Genomic DNA, 15,387 nt, shown 5'->3' on the forward strand with positions numbered 1-15,387 from the left:
TAAAGTATCGGGCATGGCGAAGATCTTTGATCGACTAAAAGTATAGTAATTTGCGGAAGATTGATGCAAGAATAGTCACTGTGAGTCACATCCATTCCGCGATAGGCGCAGGACCATAATGAGAAAGCGTAAAAGCAACGAGTTTTTGACCGAAGTCGAACTGGAGTTCATGACCGAACTCTGGAAGATCGGCGAAGGCTCCGTGCGCGACATTCTGGATTGTCTGCCGTCGGAGAGAAAGCTCGCCTATACGTCCTGTGCCACCATCATGCGGATCCTGGATGAGAAAGGGTTCGTGGACAGCCGAAAAGAAGGCAAGACATTTATCTATTCCCCCGTGCTGACCAAGGACGCCTACCAGTCTCGTTCCATCCGAAATCTGTCAGAAAAACTGTTTGACGGCACGCCGGCCTCGCTTGTAGCCCGGCTAGTCGATGAATACGAGTTTTCGGAGGACGACCTGGAAGAAATTAGAGCGTTACTGGACAGGAGGAGGACAGATGACGCTACTTAACATGATGCTCGATGTTTACATCGACTTGAATGTCACGCTGGCTGTGACCGCACTGATCTGGATGGTCGTAAAACTGGTGATGGCACGCACAGGCATCAAGCTTGCCTACAATCTTCAACTCGCACTTCTGAACGGCTTGTTCGCCGTTCTCATTCTGTCTCCGGCAGCGGCGGCGCTTTATCACTACCTGGGAACGCTTCAGATGGTCCCGGCTGCGGCGAGCGTCAATCTGTCGGACATGGTGGTTGCCCAGTACATTCGTGGCGGCATTGACATGCCTGCTCAGGATTTTCAGGCCATTCTAGGTATGCGTGGACAGATCAGCGAAGGCATACTGAGCTTCTCGCCTGGCATTGGCGGCACGATCGCTGTCCTGTTGCTTGCCGGTTTCACCTATTTCGGACTGCGGTTGATTTCGAGCTTTGTCCGATTGTCAGAGTTTCTGTCCAACTGCCACGAGTGGCGTCGTTCGGGACGTGTTCAGCTGCTGTTGTCCGACTGGGCGCTGGTGCCATTTTCCGCAAGAGGGCTGAGGCGCCACTACATTGTCATACCGTCTGAACTTCTGACCCAGCCAGAGGATCTGAAACTGGTGATGCGGCACGAGCTTCAGCACGTGAGGCAAGGAGACGTCACCTGGGAAATTGCCCTTGAAACGCTTCGACCGTTCTTCTTCTGGAATCCGTTCTTCTATGTCTGGAAATCTGAAGTTGAGCGTCTGCGCGAACTGGCTTGCGATCAGAAAGTCACCGAGGACAAGCGTATCGACGTGATGGCCTACTGCATGTGCCTTCTGCGCGCCGCACAGGCGGGTCTCAAAAAGCGCCAGGAGCAAGCTGCAAAGCGTGTGACTGGCGACATCGCAGCCGTTGCGTTGATCGAAGTTCAGGACAAGGTTCTTCGGCGTTCCCCGTCGCAGAAACTGCGCCGGCGCGTGGAGGCTTTGCTTGACACGAAACAGGTGCGGCCGCACTGGGGGGTGCTGGGGCTCGCCGTTCTGCCGGTGGTCGCTGTCGTATTCCTGACGGCGCTGTCCATTCAGAAACCGCCTGATTGGACCCATGACCGCCTCATGTTGTCGACGATCGTCAATCTTGAGCGTCTGGAAGCGATCAACACATTCGGTCAAAGACCCTTAAGGTAATCCGCAAGACCTTTTGCCACGCTAAATTCAAAGAGCCCGGATCATTTGATGGTCCGGGCTCTTTTGGTTGTCGTCCTGAATGTCTCGGCCGGCACTTTTAAGAACGCGCGTCCAGTTGACGATAGAAGTTTTCTGTTCTCATCGAGGTAAGGTTGCACGCAGAAAATTGATTGTATAACGTAAGGTCATGCTAGAATAAGTAGAATAATTTCTTTTGGTATTTTGATTTCAATTAGGGAGGCTTTGAGCATGACTGCGGCGAAAATTTCCTATCAGGAGTATTTGGGACTTTTGTTGAAAGAACCGGCTTTGGATCCGGATGCGTTTGCAGAACAGTCAGAGGAGATACTCAAGTATTCGGTCGTTGTGAAAAACCAGGGCGGCTTCGATCTTGTGCTGGCTCCGGATCCTCAAAAAGTTGAGCTGGATCCGGACCTTCAGGAACTTGAAAACGCGATGGGCACAGCCAATCGCCTGGCCAGATGGCGTCGGCAGAGCCAGTTTAGAAGGCGGTTGAACGCGGGTGAAAACCGTCCGGTTCTGGTTTCTGAAGGTGACAGCTGGTTCCAGTTCCCTGTCCTGATCAAAGACGTGATTGATCAGCTCAACAAGCACTTTCTGATTTATTCGGTCGGAGCTGCCGGTGATACGGCTGAGAACATGGTCTATGGACCGGAGAAAAAAGCACACCGTGAATATATGAGCTCGCTTGGGAAGATGCGCGATCATGTTGACGCTTTCCTGTTTTCAGCTGCGGGCAACGACATTATCGGAGCCGATCCGGATACCGGTGAACCCGTGCTCTACGATCTGATCCGGCCGTTCAATGGCAATCCCGGAGACATTGCAGGGCACATTGACCACGCGGTTCTGAAAGACAAGCTGACCTTTCTGAAAACGGCCTACCGAAAGGTTATTTCCGACATCAGAGCGGATCCCGGATTTCGAAATCTGCCGATCGTTATTCACGGTTATGATTATGCATTTCCCTATCCGCACCATCCGACGGGGGGCAAGGACCGGCGTAATCCCAAATATGCGGACAAGAACCAATGGTTGGGAGACCCGCTCGACAGGCGCGGTATTGCCAGTCAGTCCTTGCGGCGGAATCTGATCAAATACCTGGTGGATGAGCTTTACGGCATGTTGGCCGGACTTTCGGCAAACCCGTTGAACACAGGCGTCTGGCTGGTCGATTGCCGTGGTGCCATGCCCGAAGTTTCGGACTGGAACGACGAGATACACGGTACGGACGAAGGATATACGGCGGTTGCTGCACGCTTCCGTCACACAATCGAGCAAGCACTGGCTCATCGCGCGACGTTGATATCGTAGCTGAGGTTAAGATGGCCGCAGACCGTGCGACCGCGAAGGTTCCGTGCCGGTTGGCTCGGAGGCTTCTCCGACGTTGTGCGTCTGGGTCTGCGGACCAAATTGCTGCCGTCCATTTTCCATATTGACGGAACCTGCCGGGACGCTCGCACTACGAGGCTTTGCTGTTGTGATTGTGCTTGTGCCACGATTGCAGAGCCTTTCCTGCACCTATTCCGTGCATCTTGATCTGGCTCAAAGACGTTTCTCTGCATCTTTGGGAGCGTAGAGGTATCGGGATTTCTGGCGATTGAACGCGCCCATTTGGCGATCATTCCGTGCGAGCGGCAGTTCGTTCAATTCGATTTACCAGCCGGAAGCGAACCTGAACGGATCACGAGGGAGCTCACCATGAACAATGGTCGAAATGGCACCGGCGCCAACGGCCTCACTGCTTCATCCTGCAATGTGGCTCCTGTTCCGCAGGCGGAAATTGCAGCCATATGCGACAGGTTCGGCAACGACAAGCATCGAATGCTCGACATTCTGTACGATGTTCAGGACCGCTATCGCAGTATTGCCCCCGCAACCATGGATGCGATTGCATCGCAAACCGATCTCACGCGCATTGAAGTTGAAGGGGTTGCGAGTTTCTATTCCTTCTTTTCGTTGACTCCGAAAGGACGGGTGACGATCCGGTTGTGCGACGACATTGTCGACCGCTTCTGTGGTTTGGAAGATGTTGTTGCCGCATTTGAAGAGGTTCTTGGCATCAAGGTCGGCGACACATCCGCCGACGGCGCGGTTTCACTCGAAACGACACCTTGCATAGGCATGTGCGATCAAGCGCCGGCGGCCATGGTGAACAATGTCATGCTGACCAGCCTGACACCGGAGACAGCCCGCGCCGCCGCAGAGGCGCTGATGGCAGGTCAATCGCCAGAAAGCCTTGTCAGCGACCGTTTTCACGAACTGTCACCGCACGAGCGGGCAGTGCGGATGGTTGAAAACAACGTTCGGCATGCCGGGGCGGTATTGCTTGGGCCCGTGCCGGAAGAGGCAGGCCTCAACAATGCTGTTGGCATGAGGCCGAGCCAGATTATCAATGCGGTTGAAGAAAGCGGACTACGCGGTTGCGGCGGTGCCGGTTTCACCACAGGCAGGAAATGGCGTTTTGCAGCAAGCGAAAAGCTCGACAGGCACTTTGTGATTTGTAACGCCGACGAAGGAGAGCCGGGAACCTTCAAGGACCGGGTACTTTTGACGGAACGCCCACATCTTCTCATTGAAGGCATGACCATAGCGGCGCGGGCAGTTGGCGCGCGCGAGGGAATATTATACCTGCGAGGAGAATACGTTTATCTGCGCGAATTGTTGGAAACGGTCCTTGAGGAACGTCGACGCCGGGGTCTGCTTGGCAAAGAAATTCTCGGCGTCAAAGGCTTTGAGTTCGATATCCGTTTGCAGCTTGGTGCAGGGGCTTATATCTGCGGTGAAGAAGGCGCCTTGATCAGTTCCTGCGAAGGGCTGCCGGGCGAACCAAAGACACGTCCACCATTCCCTGTCAGCCGCGGGTATCTGGGTTACCCGACGGTGGTCAACAATGTTGAAACTTTCTGCCATGCAGCGCGTATCCTGGGCCAGGGCGCCAAGTGGTTTCACGCAATGGGAACTGAAGGATCGCACGGAACCAAGCTTTTTTCAGTGTGCGGTGACTGTCTGAACCCTGGAATATACGAACTGCCTTACGGACACACCGTCTGGGAATTGCTTGAAATGGTTGGTGGCGCTGATGCAGCTGCTGTTCAGGTGGGTGGGCCAAGCGGGACCATGATTGGCCGCGACAGTTTCCATCGCAAACTGACCTTCGACGATCTGGCAACTGGCGGTGCGATCATCATTTTCAACGGACAGAGGAACATTCTGGAAATCGTTGAATACTACATGTCCTTTTTCGTTCACGAGAGTTGCGGTTATTGCACGCCTTGCCGGGTCGGTAACGTCTTCCTTCAGAAGGCAATCCAGAAGTTTCAGAAGGGGCTCGCCAATCCGGAAGACATTGACTACCTGAAGGATCTGTCCGGAACGATCATAGAGACCAGTCGTTGCGGTCTTGGCATGACGTCGCCCAATCCGATCCTGTCCACACTGAAGAATTTTCCGCTTGTCTATGCGGCGGTTTCCAAGCCGAGCAAGGATGGCATTCGCGACACGTTCGACATTCAGTCGGCGATCGATGGCGCACGCAAGATTGCCAAGCGCCGCTCCTACATCTTCGACAAGGATTTCACCCAATGAGCGGCACGGAGAAGGAAACCGGCTTCACCTTCACAATCGATGGGGTGGAGATCAAGGCCCATGCGGGGCAAACCGTCATGGAAGCTGCCGACGCCGCAGGTGTCTATATCCCGCGTTTGTGTGATCATGAGGGGCTGCGACACCAAGGCAGTTGCCGCGTCTGCACCGTAAAGGCCGGAGGCCGGAGTGTTGCAGCGTGCACGCAGCCGGCTGCGCCTGGTCAGGCGGTCGAAAACGAAACCCCGCATCTCACAAAAATGCGCCGCGATCTGGTGGAGATGCTTTTCCACGAAGGCAATCATCTTTGCCCGATCTGCGAGGCCAGCGGCAATTGCGAATTGCAGGCAATGGCGTACCGGCTGGATATGACCGAGGCCACCAAGTTTCCATATCTGGAGCCATGCCGTGCACTCGACGCGTCGCATCCCGACATCGCGCTGGACACCAATCGCTGCATCTCTTGCGGCCGTTGTATTCGCGCCTCGCAGGATGTCGATGGCAAAGGTGTCTTTGGCTATGTCGGGCGCGGCATTCACCGCCGGGTAGCCGTGAATGGCGAGAACCTTGCAGATACGGATGCACAAGTTTCCGATCATGCGATGTCGAGCGAAGTCTGCCCAGTGGGGTGCATCATCCGAAAACGCGTCGGTTTTGCCGTCCCGATCGGCGAGCGTGAGTTCGACAAGGGATTGATCGGCCATGAGATCGAGGAGAAGCGCAAATGAGCGAACTTCCCAAGGCCCGCATAGCGACAGCGTCCTTGGCCGGGTGCTTCGGATGCCATATGGCGATCCTCGATATTGACGAGCGCCTGATCGAGTTGATGAAACTGGTCGACGTCGATCGGTCTCCGCTGACGGACAAGAAACGGTTCACCGAGCGTTGTGACATCGGCATTATCGAAGGCGGGTGTTGTAACGAGGAGAACGTGCATGTGCTGCACGATTTCAGGCGGAATTGCGACATCCTGATCGCGCTCGGGCAGTGCGCCATCATGGGTGGGTTGCCGGCGATGCGAAACGCGATCATGCATTCCGATGCGCCTTTGCGCGAATGTCTCGACGAGGCCTATATCACCGGAAAATACATTCGCAATACAACCCATAACGTGCCGAACGATCCCGCTTTGCCGCTGTTGCTCGACGAAGTCTATCCCTGTTCCCAAGTGGTGGAGATTGACTACCAGATCCCGGGCTGTGCGCCGACAGGCGACGTCATATTCGACACGCTCTTCAAACTGCTGACCGGAAAGTTCCGCGGCTTTGAACGCGAAATGATCAGGTTCGACTGACGGCTTGCCGTGACCCCATTTCTGAAAGTGCCACCTGCCTTCCGGCGCACAGATGCAACCCACCAGAGTTGGCTGGAAATTCGAGATGACTGAACCCAGAATGATTGAAATCTCGCCTGTCACCCGCGTTGAAGGACACGGGAAGGTTACCATCCACCTCAACGCGGAAAATGAGGTTGACGAAGCTCGGCTGCACATTGTCGAGTTTCGTGGATTTGAGCGGTTCATCCGTGGCCGCCTGATGTGGGAAGTGCCGGTGATCGTCCAGCGATTGTGCGGTATTTGTCCGGTCAGCCACCATTTGGCCGCGGCAAAGGCTATGGACATGATCGCCGGGGTCGACCAGTTGACGCCGACGGGCGAAAAGATGCGCCGGCTCATGCACTATGGACAGGTCATGCAGAGCCATGTGCTGCATTTCTTTCATCTTGCAGCTCCCGATCTCTTGTTCGGTTTCGGGGCTCCCGCGGAAAAGCGCAACATTTTTGAGGTTCTCAAAGAACAGCCAGAACTGGGAAAACGGGCCGTCCTGATGCGGAAATACGGTCAGGAGATCATTGAGGCGACGGCTGGAAAGAAGGTACACGGCACGGGTGCCATTCCTGGCGGTATCAATCGCAATCTGCCGCTCGAAAGACGGGACCATTTCTTGTCGAATGTCGACGAGATGATTGAATGGTGCCTGGACGCGGTGAAGCTTGCGCGCGACTACACTCTTGAAAACGAAGACTTGGTATCCGAGTTCGGGTCTTTCCCATCAAATTACATGTCGATAGTGCGAGAAAGCGACGGAGCCCTGGATCTTTATCACGGCAGTCTGCGCGCCCTGAGCTCGACCGGAGACAAGATATTCGATCAGGTGCCTTACACCAGATATCACGAGCTGATCGTTGAGGATGTCCGCTCCTGGTCCTACATGAAGTTCCCGTTTATCAAGGAGCTGGGCCCGGATGTCGGCTGGTACCGGGTCGGCCCGCTTGCCCGTATGAACACGGCAAGTTTTATCGACACGCCATTGGCGGATGCTGCCCACAAAGAACTGAAGGCCGTCACGAGCGGAACGCCGAACAACTCCACGCTCGCCAATCACTGGGCCCGAATGATCGAGGTTCTCCACTGCGTCGAAAAGATCCGCGAACTTCTGCACGATCCGGATATGCAAGGCACGGATCTGATCGCCAAGGGGGACAGGCGCGAAGAAGGTATTGGTGTTATCGAAGCCCCGCGCGGCAATCTCATTCACCACTACAAGGTCGATGAGAACGACCAGGTGACCTACTGCAACCTGATCGTTTCCACCACGCACAACAATGAAGGCATGAACAGGGCGGTAAAAGACGTGGCCATCAAACACCTGTCAGGCAAGGAGCAGATCACGGAAGGTCTCTTGAACCATGTCGAGGTCGCCGTGCGTGCTTATGATCCATGCCTGTCATGTGCGACGCATGCACTAGGTCAAATGCCGCTTCAGGTGGAGTTGTTCGATGCGGAAGGCGGTCTGGTTGACCGCAGGTCTCAATGCATATGAGCGATGAAGAAATACTCCCGGTCATTTTTCCGGATCAGCAATCAGAGGCAAGTTCCGTGTGGCCGGCAAGAGTTTGTTCGGCCGCGCGGAGCGGGGTAGTGCGATGATCTTGATAGGCTATGGCAATCCGGGGCGCGGCGATGATGGTCTCGGGCCGGCTTTCTCTCAAAGGTTGGCAGACCGGGCACATTCCGAGTTGGAAATCGATACCGATTATCAATTGGTAGCCGAACATGCATTGACGATTTCAAGCCATGATGTGGTGGTGTTCGCCGATGCGCAGATGGGAGGTGAAACGGCATTTTCCTTTCAGGAAATTGCAGCAGGCGCACCTGAAATTCTGGGCAGTCACAGCCTGAGGCCTGAAACAGTGCTTGCGCTTTGCGAGACGCTTTATGGCGCAAGACCGCGCGCCTATGTGCTCGGGATATCCGGTCAGGAATTCGGCGAGGTCAAAGAGGGGCTTTCTGAAAGGGCTAAGAAAAATCTTGAAGATGCCGAAGCGTTCTTTCTGGACTGGTTGTCAAAAAACACGGGTTCTGCTTGTCAGTTGCAGCAAAGGGCTGACAGTTGATCCTGGTCTGAGCGCCGGACGATTGGACTTGGAGCCTTCTATCCACCTTTGACCTTGAGCTTGCCGCTTTCTTTCTGGTCGATGCTTTCGTTGGTCCAGGTGATGCGCAAGTCGAGGCGCGACTGGTCGCCTTCGACAGTCGCGGTTACGCGCAGGTTCATGAGGCCGGCTGGCTCCAGGGTGATGTCGCCGGTGTCGTCCCCGAACTCCAATTCTCCCTTGGCGATCCCGCGCTTGATGGCATCGAGCAGCTTCTGGATCGATTTCTTGTCTTGAAGGGACTGGTGCCGGAAACGGCCCTTACGTTCCATCATAGCAACAGTCCGTGTTGTTGAAGAATTTGGTCCGGATTGAACAGTTTGGCATGAGGATAGTCGCGGCTGATACCCAGAATATTGCCATTTGGATGAATGATCGTCGCACCGGTGCCAATGCCTTCAAGGCCTTCAGCGCTTCTGGAGTGCCGGTCAAGCGTAACGTCTGCTTCCAGGTGCAGCAGTCCGTTTTTGGACGTCAGTTCCTGTCCACTGTGCCGATTGACGTGGCCTTGAACCAGCATCTTGATGCCTGCCAGATGCAGCTCTTCTACGCCTCGAGCTGTCAGCGGATGATCGACTTCGCGGTATTTGGTGCGCACCAGATTGGCGATCGTTCCAGAATAAAAAACGAAAGGATCTTTTCGGCTTTCCTTCTTGAAACGTCGGTTCACGTGCGCAATGCCCTTTGCTGAAATCAGTGCGGCCATGCTGTCATCGACACCGGCGTGAACAAAAAGCAAAGACCCGCTCTGGTGGACAGCTTTCATGCTTTGAAAAAACCAGGCGTATTGCCCTTCGGAATTCATGAAGAGCTCCCTGCACGCCAACGCCGCCGAATAGAGCTGACGCATGGTGAACCCGTACTCTTCCGCATGTTGGGAAAATCTGGTTGTCTTTTTCTTGAGCCGGCGCATTTCCTTTTTGACAGCGGCTTCATTCAGAAAGTTGGCAGCTGCTTTCGGAAACTGTTTTGTCCACTTCTTGCCGGGTACCATCAGATCAAGACAGGTCTTTTCGTCCGGCAGACCGTCCAATACGGTGTCCGGGTCAACATATCTGTCGAAGACTTCCCGAAGCAGAGGCATGACCTTTTTGCCCATGCGCACAAACATATGTGCGTTGAGGGAGCCGCGTTTTACGGTCAGCGATTCAAGACCGAGATAAAGACGCAGGTCATGGTTTCCCGCCAAAAGAACCACGTCAGCACCTGATTTCATCAGTGCTGAAAGGCTGTCGAGCAGATCGAGATTGCTCGGGCCCTTGTCGATACAATCCCCACCAATGATGATCTGGCAGCTGCGGCCGAAAGACGTCAACTCAAAGTCCGTCAGGCCACTGCCAATGCGTATAATTGCACCCACAGCAACAAGCGAGCGGAGAAGGCCTTCGGCGTCTGCGTGCAAATCCGAAATGAAGATCACGGGTTTGTCTGGCCAATCCCAGGGGCCCAGAGCGTTGGCTTTGGCGACACTGGATACCAGGTCAGGGGTTCGTGCGTGAACGTGTTGCTCATTTCCTGCGCTGAAAAGTGGCCAGGGAATGCAGCTGTTTGGAACTCCCAGATCGCTGAGATCTTTCGCAGCAATAGGAGGTAGCATCTGTGCAACGGCTTTGTTGGTCATCATACTTTGCCTGAGGTCCAATCAGTCCATTGTGAGTTCCAGAACCTGGCGTTCTTTCCAGGTACCGGTGTGATGGCTCCAGCCGGCATTTGGGCTGTATCTCAAGACCACAGCCTTGGCATGATGCATGCTAACTTTCCGGATTTTCGGAAAGGAAAGGATGCCCAGATGATGAGCCGCGTGGCGCAATGCTGCTCCGTGACCGACACAAATCTGGGCTGCTTTCCCACTCACGTGGGGCATTGTCTCGACGCGTTTTTGCAGGAACTCTGCCACCCGCGCCCCAGCTTCCATCAGGCTCTCGGCTCCCTGAACCGGCAGTTTGTAGTGGCTGTCCGATTTCCAGTTTTCCGGCGGTGCTTCATGGCGGGGATCTTCCATCAGCACGTGCTCGATTTCAGGAATGGTGAGATTGGCAAGGGCTCCGACCGATCTCTCAGCGAGCGCTTCTGTTTCCGTTATTTCAAAGGTCCGGCCTGTCGTCTCCGAGATGGTCTTGCCGAGCAGAGTTGCTGTCTGCCAGGACCGCAGCTGGCGCGAGCAAAAGATTTGCGGTGAAAGCTGCCAGCTCTCGGCTCTTGCGAGTTCTGCAAGTTCAAGACCGGCTGCCTTGGCCTGCGCTTTTCCGGTTTCGGTCAGGTCGAATGGTTGCAGCGCGCTTGGCGTTCCAGGTTTTTGCCGATATGCGCCATGGCGCAAGAGGATGATGAACCTGTCGTTCATGATGGGGTTCCCAACAATTCCATTCCAGCATCAAACAATGCGTCGAAGTCGATGAGGCCAGAGACTTCCCAAACACGAATGTCTGAAAGCGTTGCAAGGTAAGCGCTCGTTTCCAGAGCCGATCTGTCGGTCCAGAAAGCGCCATTCGATTTTTGATAAAAAGGTCCCGGATTTTTGGTGATGGCAGACAAAAGATCCGGCCGTAATTTCAAGTCCACTTCGGATATATCGGTCTGCGCAAAGCTGTCGTGGGACCAGTTCAGGACCCAGAAATCCGTCAGATGCGTTTCGTGCGAAATGCGGCCCGGCCCGTATATGTCATCAATGAAGAGGTCGTATTTTTCTTCCAGGTGCCAGAGCTCGTCAGGTTCCAGGTTGCGAAGCTCTTCCTCCCGTTCCTCGTCGATGAGGCCGGTGAGCCTGGCGTTGGTGACGATGGTCCCGGGATTGATGCGCGGTAATTTGGGAATGCCAAGTGCATCCGTCTTGCTTCCGTTTCTGCGAACCAGCAATCGGTCGTTGGTGACGTAGTGCGTATCTGCGATTTCCATCAGGCGGAGCATGCTGGTTGATTTGCCGCCACCGGACAGACCGGAAATGGCCAGGCCCTTGTTGCTGGTTTTGACGGCCGCTGCATGGCACGCCAGCCAGCCTTCGCGCTGAAACCGGTTCAGGATCTGAGTGTTGATGAAATTGATAACTTGATTGGCATTTTGCTCAGTTGGTCCAAAAGCAACAACCCAGGCCGGCGACTGCAAAAACTGAACACCTGTTCGAACCTTGAGGATCAATCGGCCATCAGGCAGGTCACAGATGGCATCCTTGCGCCCGCGCTTGCTCGCCTCGCGCACCCAATCAACATATTCAAGCTGAAAAGGCAGTTGTGCATCGCCAAGAACATGAACAATGGTGTCGGGCTCGCAAGGAGCTGAAATGACGTGTTGAAAATACCTCAGCAGTTCGGCCAGCAAGGTGCTGGAGACACACCGCACTTCGATCACAAACCCACCCACGCTCAAGCAGACCGGATCAGCGTCCTTGGTTGCCCGGTCAGGCGCAAGTGCGTCGACCACTTCCTGAAGGCAGGGCTCTCTCATGAACGCACCTTTTTGATCGCATGGGCCGCATAAAGACTGGCTGCATCGATTGATGCGCCTTCGAGTGCTCCCTTGAAACCACCGAATGCGGAAACCTCGAAGACGATGGGTCCATCGTCTGTCAGCCCGACGTCGACCGTTGTGAAATCCAGATCAAACGGTGCCTGTGCGCGGTGCGCGAGATCTATCAACGACGGTTCAGGTACAAAGGCTTCGTAGCGGCCACCGTCATGAATGGTCGTGTTCCAGTTGCCTGCTCTGGCAACGCGTGCATAGGTCCCAAGATATTCACCTCCCAAAAACACCATGCCGAGATCCTGACCGGAGAGGTTGACCTTCTGCTGCAAGTACATGACCGGATTTTCTGCCTTGAAGGCAGCAATGTCTCTTCGAAGACGGTCACGGTCTGACTTTGCTTCGATCAGCGTCATTCCGCGCGCTTTCGTTGAAAACAATGGCTTGAATACTGCAGTGCCAAACCGTTGAACTGCGTGAATTGCTTCGTCGATGCTTTCAGTGATGTATGTCGCCGGCATCGGTATGCCTGCATTGGCAAGCGTAATTGTGCAACTGAGCCGGTTGACGAGACCCTGGATGGACCTGGTCTTGGAAAACACCCGCACACCTGCAGCTTCGGCGATACGAAGAAGTTCCAGGCGATCCAGCGTCGCGGGGCTGTATTTCTGGCTGATCTTTTTGATAACCAGACCGTCAAAATTGCAAAGGTTATGGTTTCCGGCGACAAGCGTGCGGGATTCCAGGTCAAGCACGACATCAGCCATGTCGATGACGCAGCGAAATCCGGTTCTGGCTTCAAGCGCATCTGCCAATATTTCGGTAGACCATTTGCCGGGTATACCGACCACGCCGATTTTCAGCTCAGTCAACGAAGATCTCCTTCAAAGGGAGACGGAACCTGGCCTCCTCGCCGACGGGGCAGGCGAGGGCTTTCTCAATCAGGTAACGGGAACGCAGCCACATGCGTCTGGCATGAACCTTGTCGAAGATGAAGCGGGTAGACGTGGCAAAGGAACGTGCCAGGCCGAGCGCGAGGCGGTACTCGAACGTGTCGTCATTCTGTTTTCGCGCAAATGCCCGCGCCGACTTAAAGAAAGTCTGTGAGGCATTCATGATGCGGTTGCGAGTCTCACGGTCAAGAACGTGCAGCCGGTAATTCGACACCATGAACACGGAGATATCCTGGACATAATCCATGTAGCGCGACCGGTGCAGATCGATGAAATGGATTCTGCTTTCGCCTGGGTCGAAGATGATGTTGTCGACATTGAAGTCGCCATGGATATAGACGGAAAACGGGGCAGCCACGTTTGCCTCGCGCGTCGCAGCCTGTTCGACCAGAGTGTCGAGCGAAGGTATGGCTTGCCCGCAAAACCGCACCTGAGTTTCCTGGAACTCCGGGTGAACACGGCGAACCTCCGCGAGCCGTTCGGACAATTGCTGCATGCTGCCCAGTTCGGCGGGTTCTTTGGTCCTGGTCTGCTTCCAGATATCACGCAGCGTTTTTGAAAGGCGCGCTAGCGCCTTGTCGCAAAGATCGCTGTTTTCGTTAAGCAGAATGTGTTCGAGCGTGAGACCTGGCAGATGTTCGATCAGAAGAGCAGCTGACTGGTTGCGCTTCTTGTAGGACAGGATTTTCGGGGCGAGGCCCGGATATATGGAATGCCAGCTTTCAACGCCCTGGCGTTCCTCCTTCACCTTGTTTTTGTCACCATCCTTGAAGACGGCGGTGACGGTTTCGGTTTTCGTATTTCTAATTGCGGAGATTGAGCTTCCCGAACGGGTTTCTGCCATGGTTTCAATGGCCAGTTCGCCATTCGGCTCCTCAAGCTCGGACATCAGGCTCTGCAGCGAGAAGTAACGTTCAAAATTGACGGCCTGTCCGATGTTCGACGAAATCAGTGCTTCACTGATGGACTTGAGGGAGTCGCCCATGCGCTGAAACTCGCTTGCAACGAGCAGACTGTTGGCGATATCGGACGGCTGCGTTTTCGGGTTGCGCATTTCCCGGGTGTAGACTTTGAAAACCTTGCGGTAGTCGGCCTCGATCTTGTCCTGCATCTGGCCGATTTCGATGGCCAGATTGCTGTCACTGCTGTGTATGGCATTTTCGATCCTGCTGACGCCGCTGCGGACATGTCCGACGATCACCGGATAACGTTCCGGGACCAGTGTTTTAAAGGTATCGATCCGTTCCACGTGTCTCAGCGACTGGCGCGCGAGGTTGGACAGGCGTTGCAGGTCGACAGCCACAAACTCCAGGCTGCGCAAAGTCAGGTGTCTTCGATTGTCTTTTTTCGCACCCGCCATCTGGCGTACACAGGCATCCAGGATGCGTGTCTTCAGATTATGCGCGTAGCCCGCCCGGTCCATTATCCTGCGTGCGAGGGCGGCCGTCGGATCCTGGAAAAAAGCTTCCAGCAGGATCAGCTGCCCATCGATTTCAGCGCATAGAAAATGGAGATTTACCCGGATGGTCTTCGGCAGGCTAGTCATAGTTCTTCATTATGCGATCCGAGATAGATTTCTACGCCCCGCCTACAGCCATGTGAAAACAGTTTTGTGACATAGGACGGACGAAGTTGTTGAGCATTTTCTGGCGTTATCCAGCATGTTGCAATCTGATGAGGGTCCGGGGAACAACCAAGAACGGGTTCGTAGCCTTCCGGGACGCTGCAATTGAAGACGAAATCAAGCTGATGCTGGTAGTCGTTGGTGCCGCTCTTGGGACGAAAAACTTCGGCAACATGCAAGAGTTGTTTCACCGTGACAGCGGCTCCGATTTCTTCCCGGCATTCGCGGCGAAGCGCGTCTTCAAGCGTTTCGCCAGCCTCCTGTTTTCCGCCGGGAAGTGTGAAATAGCGGCCTTTGACGGGATGTTGTTTCTCCTGCACGAGCAGCTTTTCACCACGGCAAATAAATGCGCGGGGAGTGGACCGGATCGTTGGCCGAAACTGAGGCTCCGCTGATGCGGGTCGTATGGGAATGGCGGCCTTTCCTCGCATTTGCTAACGTGGCCGGAATCCAGGACCCCTGGTCCAACAGTGCGTCGTTGGCGTGGTGTTCAATCGCTCAGACAAAGTTTAGCTGAGTCGTGGGTTGCCGGCCAATCAGCGCCGGACAGAATAGGCTGCGCCAATGCGTGAACCACTCCAGCAAAGTGTTTCGCAAGGGTGGTCGGACAACTTCGTGCTGGCCACATCAGTTTTCGCGCGGTGTTTACCGTGGC

General features: G+C 54.8%; 15 protein-coding genes. 8 read left to right on the forward strand and 7 right to left on the reverse strand.

The features are described 5' to 3' along the window. Positions 1 to 118: 118 nt before the first annotated feature. From ACZ1HV_RS20510 to ACZ1HV_RS20545, 8 genes are all read left to right on the forward strand, one after another. On the forward strand, positions 119 to 514 hold the full coding sequence (locus ACZ1HV_RS20510) for a BlaI/MecI/CopY family transcriptional regulator (protein WP_152500094.1): 396 nt from the start codon (positions 119 to 121) through the stop codon (positions 512 to 514). Beyond that, positions 501 to 1,658 (forward strand): M56 family metallopeptidase, encoded by a 1,158-nt coding sequence (locus ACZ1HV_RS20515; protein WP_298822303.1) that lies wholly within the window; start codon positions 501 to 503, stop codon positions 1,656 to 1,658. The genes ACZ1HV_RS20510 and ACZ1HV_RS20515 overlap by 14 nt, the downstream gene beginning before the upstream one ends. A gap of 249 nt (positions 1,659 to 1,907) precedes the next feature. Further along, positions 1,908 to 2,993, forward strand: coding sequence for a hypothetical protein (locus tag ACZ1HV_RS20520; protein WP_472716143.1), 1,086 nt, complete (start codon positions 1,908 to 1,910; stop codon positions 2,991 to 2,993). Positions 2,994 to 3,380: 387 nt separating this feature from the next. Next, positions 3,381 to 5,267, forward strand: coding sequence for an NAD(P)H-dependent oxidoreductase subunit E (locus tag ACZ1HV_RS20525; RefSeq protein ID WP_472716144.1), 1,887 nt, complete (start codon positions 3,381 to 3,383; stop codon positions 5,265 to 5,267). Beyond that, entirely contained in the window at positions 5,264 to 5,992 is a 729-nt protein-coding gene (locus ACZ1HV_RS20530) for a 2Fe-2S iron-sulfur cluster-binding protein (protein ID WP_298964557.1), read from the forward strand. The genes ACZ1HV_RS20525 and ACZ1HV_RS20530 overlap by 4 nt, the downstream gene beginning before the upstream one ends. Continuing rightward, positions 5,989 to 6,558, forward strand: coding sequence for an NADH-quinone oxidoreductase subunit B family protein (locus ACZ1HV_RS20535; RefSeq protein ID WP_298964559.1), 570 nt, complete (start codon positions 5,989 to 5,991; stop codon positions 6,556 to 6,558). Before ACZ1HV_RS20530 ends, ACZ1HV_RS20535 begins: the two co-directional genes overlap by 4 nt. A gap of 85 nt (positions 6,559 to 6,643) precedes the next feature. Then, positions 6,644 to 8,086 carry a Ni/Fe hydrogenase subunit alpha gene (locus ACZ1HV_RS20540; protein WP_472716145.1) on the forward strand — a complete coding sequence of 481 codons (1,443 nt, stop codon included), beginning with the start codon at positions 6,644 to 6,646 and terminating at the stop codon, positions 8,084 to 8,086. Between the two features lie 58 nt (positions 8,087 to 8,144). Beyond that, positions 8,145 to 8,660: a hydrogenase maturation protease gene (locus tag ACZ1HV_RS20545; RefSeq protein WP_298822295.1), complete on the forward strand. Its 516-nt coding sequence runs from the start codon at positions 8,145 to 8,147 to the stop codon at positions 8,658 to 8,660. A gap of 38 nt (positions 8,661 to 8,698) precedes the next feature. On the opposite strand, the gene ACZ1HV_RS20550 is transcribed toward ACZ1HV_RS20545, so the two are convergent. From ACZ1HV_RS20550 to ACZ1HV_RS20580, 7 genes are read right to left on the reverse strand one after another with little or no spacing between them, the layout of a single operon-like run. Beyond that, entirely contained in the window at positions 8,699 to 8,974 is a 276-nt protein-coding gene (locus ACZ1HV_RS20550) for an amphi-Trp domain-containing protein (RefSeq protein WP_298822294.1), read from the reverse strand. Next, positions 8,971 to 10,320, reverse strand: a complete 1,350-nt coding sequence (locus ACZ1HV_RS20555; protein WP_472716146.1) for a metallophosphoesterase family protein — start codon at positions 10,318 to 10,320, stop codon at positions 8,971 to 8,973. Before ACZ1HV_RS20555 ends, ACZ1HV_RS20550 begins: the two co-directional genes overlap by 4 nt. A gap of 21 nt (positions 10,321 to 10,341) precedes the next feature. After that, on the reverse strand, positions 10,342 to 11,043 hold the full coding sequence (locus ACZ1HV_RS20560; protein WP_472716147.1) for a histidine phosphatase family protein: 702 nt from the start codon (positions 11,041 to 11,043) through the stop codon (positions 10,342 to 10,344). Then, positions 11,040 to 12,140, reverse strand: coding sequence for an HprK-related kinase B (locus ACZ1HV_RS20565; RefSeq protein ID WP_472716148.1), 1,101 nt, complete (start codon positions 12,138 to 12,140; stop codon positions 11,040 to 11,042). The genes ACZ1HV_RS20560 and ACZ1HV_RS20565 overlap by 4 nt, the downstream gene beginning before the upstream one ends. Continuing rightward, on the reverse strand, positions 12,137 to 13,027 hold the full coding sequence (locus ACZ1HV_RS20570) for a GAK system ATP-grasp enzyme (RefSeq protein WP_472716149.1): 891 nt from the start codon (positions 13,025 to 13,027) through the stop codon (positions 12,137 to 12,139). The genes ACZ1HV_RS20565 and ACZ1HV_RS20570 overlap by 4 nt, the downstream gene beginning before the upstream one ends. Further along, positions 13,020 to 14,654, reverse strand: coding sequence for a phosphotransferase (locus tag ACZ1HV_RS20575; RefSeq protein WP_472716150.1), 1,635 nt, complete (start codon positions 14,652 to 14,654; stop codon positions 13,020 to 13,022). Before ACZ1HV_RS20575 ends, ACZ1HV_RS20570 begins: the two co-directional genes overlap by 8 nt. Further along, on the reverse strand, positions 14,651 to 15,145 hold the full coding sequence (locus ACZ1HV_RS20580) for an NUDIX domain-containing protein (RefSeq protein WP_472718475.1): 495 nt from the start codon (positions 15,143 to 15,145) through the stop codon (positions 14,651 to 14,653). Before ACZ1HV_RS20580 ends, ACZ1HV_RS20575 begins: the two co-directional genes overlap by 4 nt. Positions 15,146 to 15,387: the final 242 nt, after the last annotated feature.

This window comes from Roseibium sp. JB4-4 (assembly GCF_055693425.1).